8 protein-coding genes are annotated in these 5,792 nt (G+C 69.9%); 2 read left to right on the top strand and 6 right to left on the bottom strand.

Annotation, left to right across the window (positions count from 1 at the left end; genetic code table 11):
- Nucleotides 1-856: ROK family protein (locus tag ACNPM4_RS13200; protein ID WP_448985976.1), on the top strand; the 856-nt coding region annotated here is incomplete at its 5' end.
- Between the two features lie 18 nt (nt 857-874).
- Here ACNPM4_RS13200 and ACNPM4_RS13195 read toward each other — a convergent pair.
- From ACNPM4_RS13195 to ACNPM4_RS13170, 6 genes are all read right to left on the bottom strand, one after another.
- Nucleotides 875-1,177 carry a hypothetical protein gene (locus ACNPM4_RS13195; protein ID WP_105711192.1) on the bottom strand — a complete coding sequence of 101 codons (303 nt, stop codon included), beginning with the start codon at nt 1,175-1,177 and terminating at the stop codon, nt 875-877.
- 4 nt (nt 1,178-1,181) lie between these two features.
- Nucleotides 1,182-1,454 (bottom strand): hypothetical protein, encoded by a 273-nt coding sequence (locus tag ACNPM4_RS13190; RefSeq protein ID WP_448985975.1) that lies wholly within the window; start codon nt 1,452-1,454, stop codon nt 1,182-1,184.
- 4 nt (nt 1,455-1,458) lie between these two features.
- Nucleotides 1,459-1,653 (bottom strand): hypothetical protein, encoded by a 195-nt coding sequence (locus tag ACNPM4_RS13185; RefSeq protein ID WP_448985974.1) that lies wholly within the window; start codon nt 1,651-1,653, stop codon nt 1,459-1,461.
- Between the two features lie 48 nt (nt 1,654-1,701).
- A complete protein-coding gene (locus ACNPM4_RS13180; RefSeq protein WP_029261270.1) occupies nt 1,702-1,908 on the bottom strand; it encodes a hypothetical protein in 207 nt (68 codons plus the stop codon).
- Nucleotides 1,909-2,028: 120 nt separating this feature from the next.
- Nucleotides 2,029-3,174: an MFS transporter gene (locus ACNPM4_RS13175; protein WP_448985973.1), complete on the bottom strand. Its 1,146-nt coding sequence runs from the start codon at nt 3,172-3,174 to the stop codon at nt 2,029-2,031.
- The gene (locus ACNPM4_RS13170) at nt 3,171-4,073 is read right to left on the bottom strand and encodes a MurR/RpiR family transcriptional regulator (RefSeq protein ID WP_091031753.1); all 903 of its coding nucleotides are present in this window, start codon (nt 4,071-4,073) and stop codon (nt 3,171-3,173) included. Before ACNPM4_RS13170 ends, ACNPM4_RS13175 begins: the two co-directional genes overlap by 4 nt.
- Before the next feature lie 166 nt (nt 4,074-4,239).
- Between ACNPM4_RS13170 and ACNPM4_RS13165 the strand changes: the two genes are divergently transcribed.
- Nucleotides 4,240-5,787 carry an ABC transporter substrate-binding protein gene (locus ACNPM4_RS13165; protein ID WP_448985972.1) on the top strand — a complete coding sequence of 516 codons (1,548 nt, stop codon included), beginning with the start codon at nt 4,240-4,242 and terminating at the stop codon, nt 5,785-5,787.
- Nucleotides 5,788-5,792 lie beyond the last annotated feature (5 nt).

Below are 5,792 nucleotides of genomic sequence, written 5' to 3'. Positions count from 1 at the left end.
GGCCGCGCTCGTCGCGGAGGACGGTGTGCTCGTGGCGGGCAGCCGCAGCCGGCAGGCGACCGGGCGTGAAGCCACGGTCGAGTCGTTGAACGCCGCCGTCGTCGCGATCGTCGAGCACGCGCTCGCCGCCCTGCCCGCGGATGCCGAGCTCGTCGGCGCGGGCGCGGGGAGCGCCGGCCCCGTCGACCGGACCCTCGGCACGATCATGCCGGTCAACATGCCACTCGCGCGCGGCTTCGCGCTCGCTGAGGCGGTTCGCGCCGCAGCATCCACGGTCATGGGGCGCGACGTGCGCACCGTCCTCGGCCACGATGGCGGTGCACTCGCGCTCGCCGAATCCTGGCTCGGGGCGACGCAGGGCGCCGGTGCGTCGCTATCGATCGTCGTCTCGACCGGCGTCGGCGGCGGCTTCGTCGCGAACGGTGCGTACATCCCCGGTGCGACAGGCAACGCCGGACACCTCGGACAGGTGCGCCGTGAGGGCGGGCTGACCCTCGAGGAGATCGCCTCCGGGCCGGCGAGTGCGTCCTGGGCGCAGGAGCAGGGCTGGACCGGCACCACGGGCGAAGACCTCGCGCGCGACGCAGCGGCCGGCGACACCGTCGCTCGCTCGGCGATCGAGCGCTCGGCCCGAGCTGTCGGGGAAGCGCTCGCGGACGCCGCGACCCTGGTCGACCTCGACGTGGTCGCCATCGGCGGCGGTTTCTCGCGGGTGTCTGCGGACTACATCGACCTCGTGCAGCAGGCGCTCACCGCCAGTGCGGTGCACGAATACTCCCGGCGCACCCGCGTTGTGCGCTCGGGGCTGGGTGACGAAGGGCCCCTCATCGGCGCCGCCGCCCTCGTGCTGCGGTAGGTCGTACCGGAACGCTGCTCAGCGACTCGCCGTGAGCAGGTGCCGCGGCGGTCCTTCGAGGCGGGCGACGGAGATCTTCAGGTCGGTGACGTCGGCGGCGACCGCGTCGATCCGAGAGCTGAGCTTCTCGTCGACGGCATCGATACGGGTGCTGAGTTTCTCGTCGACGGCATCGATACGGGTGCTGAGCTTCTCGTCGACGGCGTCGATGCGGTCGTCGATGCGGCGGATCATCCACGCGCCGGCGGCGAAAAGGCTCGCGCCGAGGGTGAGTACGATGCCGATCGCGCTGACGACGATGGTCCAAGTCTCCGTGGTCACGGTGTTATCCCCTCCCTGCCGTGAGCAGATGCCGTGGCGGTCCTTCGAGGCGCGCCACCGAGATCTTCAGGTCGGTGATGTCGGCGGCGACCGCGTCGATCCGAGAGCTGAGCTTCTCGTCGACCGCATCGATCCGGGTGCTGAGTTTCTCGTCGACGGCGTCGATGCGGTCGTCGATGCGGCGGATCATCCACGCGCCGGCGGCGAAGAGGCTGGCGCCGAGGGTGAGCACGATGCCGATCGCGCTGATGACGATCGTCCAGGTCTCCGTGGTCACGGTGTCATCCTCTTCCTGCGGTGAGGAGGTGCCGCGGTGGGCCTTCGAGGCGAGCGACGGAGATCTTCAGGTCGGTGACGTCGGCGGCAACCGCATCGATCCGGGTGCTGAGTTTCTCGTCGACGGCGTCGATGCGGTCGTCGATGCGGTGGATCATCCACGCGCCGGCGGCGAAGAGGCTGGCGCCGAGGGTGAGCACGATGCCGATCGCGCTGATGATGATGGTGAGGTCTCCGTGGTCACGGTGTCATCCTCTTCCTGCGGTGATGAGGTGCCGCGGCGGGCCTTCGAGGCGCGCGACGGAGATCTTCAGGTCGGTGACGTCAGCGGCGATCGCGTCGATGCGGTCGTCGAAGCGGCGGATCATCCAGGCGCCGGCGGCGAAGAGGCTGGTGCCCAGGGTGAGTACGACGCCGACGGCGCTGATGATGATCGCGAGGACTTCAGTGGACAACGGGGCTCCCCTTGACGCGGGCGGGTTCAGAATCGACGTTACGCCGCATCTGCCGAGGCGACCTGCGGTATTCCGGCATCCGTGGAAAGGTCTTCGACACTCGGAAAGGGGGAGGAGAAGTCAGTCGCTCGTCGGTGCCGGGTGGTGGGATCGCGCCGCGATCAGCACCAGCACCGGCACGAGCGCACAGAGGGCAGCCGACACGAAGAACGTCGTGCTGGATGCCGGGTCACGGCCGACCAGCAGGATCAGCGTGGGGACGAACGTGCCGCCGACAGCGCCGCAGGCAACGAGCGCACCCGTCACGGCCGCGCTGCGCGCAGGATCCAGCCGGTCGAGGGCGAGCCCCAGGATGAGTCCGTAGCTCGGAGCGAGGAGCACGACCACCGCGGCCAACGCGACGAGTGCGCCCACCGGCGCGGACCCCACCAGCATCCCGGCCGCGGCCATCAGCACGGCTGCCCCGCTCGTCGCGGTGGCGAGGATCACGATCGGCGACACGGACGCCCGGCGCAGGGCCGCCGCGCCGAAGCGGCCGACGGCCATCAGCGTCCAGAACGCCGAGGTTCCCAGGGCGGCGAGAGCGGGATCGACCTCGAGGATCCGCTCCGGGATCACGGCCGACCAGCCGGACAGCACGGTCTCGACGCCGACGTAGAGCGGCAGTGCCACGGCGAACGGCAGCAGCACGAGCAGCCCGCGCACATCGCGATGCGCGGGAGCTTCGGGGGCGGAGACCGCGGAAGTCGGGCCGGCGAGCATCACGACCGAGGCGAGCGGCACCACCGCGAGGAGGCCGAGAGCAGGACGCACGTCTGACCCGAGGGCGACGAGCAGCGGCGTGACCGCGGCGCACACCGCGACCGTACCCAGCAGCGCGCTCAGCAGTCCCGTCGCGCTGCCGACAGCCAGGGACTTCGCCGCCACCGAGCCCGAGGCCTCGACCAGCCCGAACCCGAAACCGGCGACGATCGCCGCGGCGATGAACACCCCGGGCGTGCTCGCCGCGGCCACAGCGATGACGGCGGCGGCCTGGAGTGCGCTGCCGAGGATGAGTGCGGTCTGCGGCGGCCGGCGCATCAGGAGGGGCCCGGAGACCAGCACGCCCACCAGCAGCCCCGCGAACAGGGCGGGGACCGCGGCGCTGAGGTCGGCGCCGATCGCCCGCTCGGCGGAGGGCAGTATCGCCGGGACGAAGGCCGCCGTGACGCCGAGCCCCGCGAATGCGGCGAACAGTCCTGTCCGTGCGTGCCCGGCGTTCGTCACGCTCCGCCCGTGCGCACGCGGTGCACGGCGGCGAAAGTGTCACGCAACGCCTCCATCGAGCGGTCGTAGTTCGACTGGGCGACGCCGATGAAGATGCAGTCGACCACCATGAGCTGGGCGATCCGGCTTCCGAGCGCGCCCGAGCGGAACCCCGTCTCGCGAGCGGCGGTCGTGAGCACGATGTCAGCCTGATCGGCCAGTGGAGCCCCGGCGTGGTTGGTGATCGCGATGGTGGTCGCGCCGGCCCGACGGGCGAGCAGCAGGAACTCGATCGTGTCGGTGGTGGCGCCGCTGTGCGACACCGCGATCGCGACGTTCCCCGGTCCGAGCGTCGCCGCCGAGGTCCAGGCGGCATGCGGGTCGGACCAGTCCAGCGCCGTACGACCGATACGGGTGAGCTTGCGCTGCAGGTCGAGCCCGACGATGGAGCTCGCGCCCACGCCGAAGATGTCGACCCTGGTCGAAGACGTGATGGCTTCCACCGAGGCGCGCAGCGATTCGGTGTCGAGCACCTTCGCGGTGTCGGCGAGGGAGAGCGTCTCGGCGAGCGAGACCTTGGCGACGATGTCGGCCAGGGTGTCGTTGCGGTCGATGTCGCCGGAGACGGCGGGGAGGGCGGCGGTGTCGAAGGTCTCCCGTTCGACGTCGCGCAGCACGTGGTTGCGCAGCTCCCGCACGTGCTCGTAGCCGAGCCGCTTGCAGAAGCGCACGACCGAGGTGGTCGACGTGTCGCAGCGCTGAGCGAGCTCGGCGACCGAGAGCCCCGCGGTGCCTGCCGGATCGGCGAGGAAGAGGTCGGCGATGCGCTGCTCGCTCGGACGCAGCTCGGGACGGATCGCGCGCATGCGGACGAGGACGGGGTGTGCGCCGGCTTCTTCGCGGGCAGCTTCATGGGGCATTGCGGTCTCCGATCGCTGTTCATAACAGTAGAGGAACTTCTGTTACATCTGTAGTGACGTTCGTGTACTTTTGGTACCAACCAAGACCGACGACGTTCACGGGGCGGCAGGCAACAGCGCCTGACCCGACGCCACGGCGACGCGTCCCAGCCAGGAGGAATCTGCAATGAGCACAGCACGGCGAGCGTCATTCGGCGCTCTCACCGCCACGGCCGCCGCATTGGCGCTCGTGATCACCGGTTGTTCCGCACCGGCATCGAATCCCGACTCCTCGGAGGGCGCGGCCGGCGGCGACCTCGTCATCGGCGTCACCAGCGACCCGGACACCCTCTTCCCCTGGAAGGCCACGCAGTTCCAGGCCGTCAACGTGCTGCAGAACCTGTACGGCACGCTGACCGAGTTCGATGAGGACCTCAACGTCGTGCCCGGCCTCGCCCAGTCCTGGGACGTCTCCGACGACGGTCTCACCGTGACCTTCCACCTGCGGGAGGGCGTCACCTTCGCCGACGGCAGCACGTTCGGCTCCGAAGACGTCAAGTACTCGCTCGACGCGATCGCCGCCGAGGCCACCGCCGCCGTCGCGAGCAGCTCCCTCGCCTCCGTCACCGCGGTCGAGGCCACCGACGAGACGACCGTCACCCTCACGCTGAGCGCTCCCGACGCCGCTCTCCCCGCCAACCTCGCCGTGATCAACATGGCCATGCTGTCGTCCGACGACACCGAAGAGGCGCTCAACACCACCCCGAACGGCACCGGTCCCTTCATCCTCGACGGACGCAAGGCCAGCCAGTCGATCACGCTCGCCAAGAACGAGGACTACTGGGGCGACGCCGCACTGCTCGACACCGTCGAGTTCCGCGTGATCCCCGACGAGTCGTCGATCGTCTCGGCGATGCAGTCCGGCAACGTGCAGCTCGCGGTGTTCGACGACCCGCTGGTCGCGCAGACCGCCGAGGGCGCCAACGTCGAGGTCGCCACGACCCCGCAGCTGAGCTACCACGCCCTGCAGCTGAACGCCACGCGCGGCGACCTCGCCGACGTCAACGTGCGCCTCGCCATCCAGTGCGCGATCGACCGCCAGGAGGTGCTCGACACCGCCGCCCTCGGCGAGGGTGAGGTCACCGGTCCGATCACGTCGCCCGCGTACAAGTCCGACCCCGAGGCGCGTCCGTGCCCCGAGCGCGACCTCGACAAGGCCGCCGACTACCTGAAGAAGGCCGGCAAGGAAGACGGCGTCACCGTCAAGACGATCGTCTCGCAGGGCGAGTACGCCACCTCGGTGAACGAGGCGCAGAACCTCAAGGCCCAGCTCGCCGATGCGAAGATCACGCTCGACATCGAGGTCCTCGAATCCGGCGCGTTCGTCGACCGCTGGATCGCGGCCGACTTCGACGCCGCCGTCGCGCTCAACGGCGGTCGTCCCGACCCCGACGGCATGTATGGCCGCTACTTCACCAGCACCGGAAACCTGAACAAGGTCGCCGGCTACTCCTCGCCCGAGCTCGACGCGCTGTTCGCCGAGGGACGCCAGACGGCCGACCCGGAGAAGCGCAAGGACATCTACGCGCAGGTCTCCGAGAACCTCGAGGACAACGCCGCGTGGATCTGGCTGTTCACGAGCTACACCTACACGGCGACGGCCTCGACCGTCGACGGCTTCGTCCCCATGGTGAACGGCTCGCTGCAGTACCTGCGGACCACCTCCATCAAGTAGCGGAT

The sequence above is a fragment of the Microbacterium umsixpiens genome (genome assembly GCF_053543675.1).
Note: the sequence above shows the minus strand (reverse complement) of the source record. Positions and strands in the feature narration are given on the sequence as shown.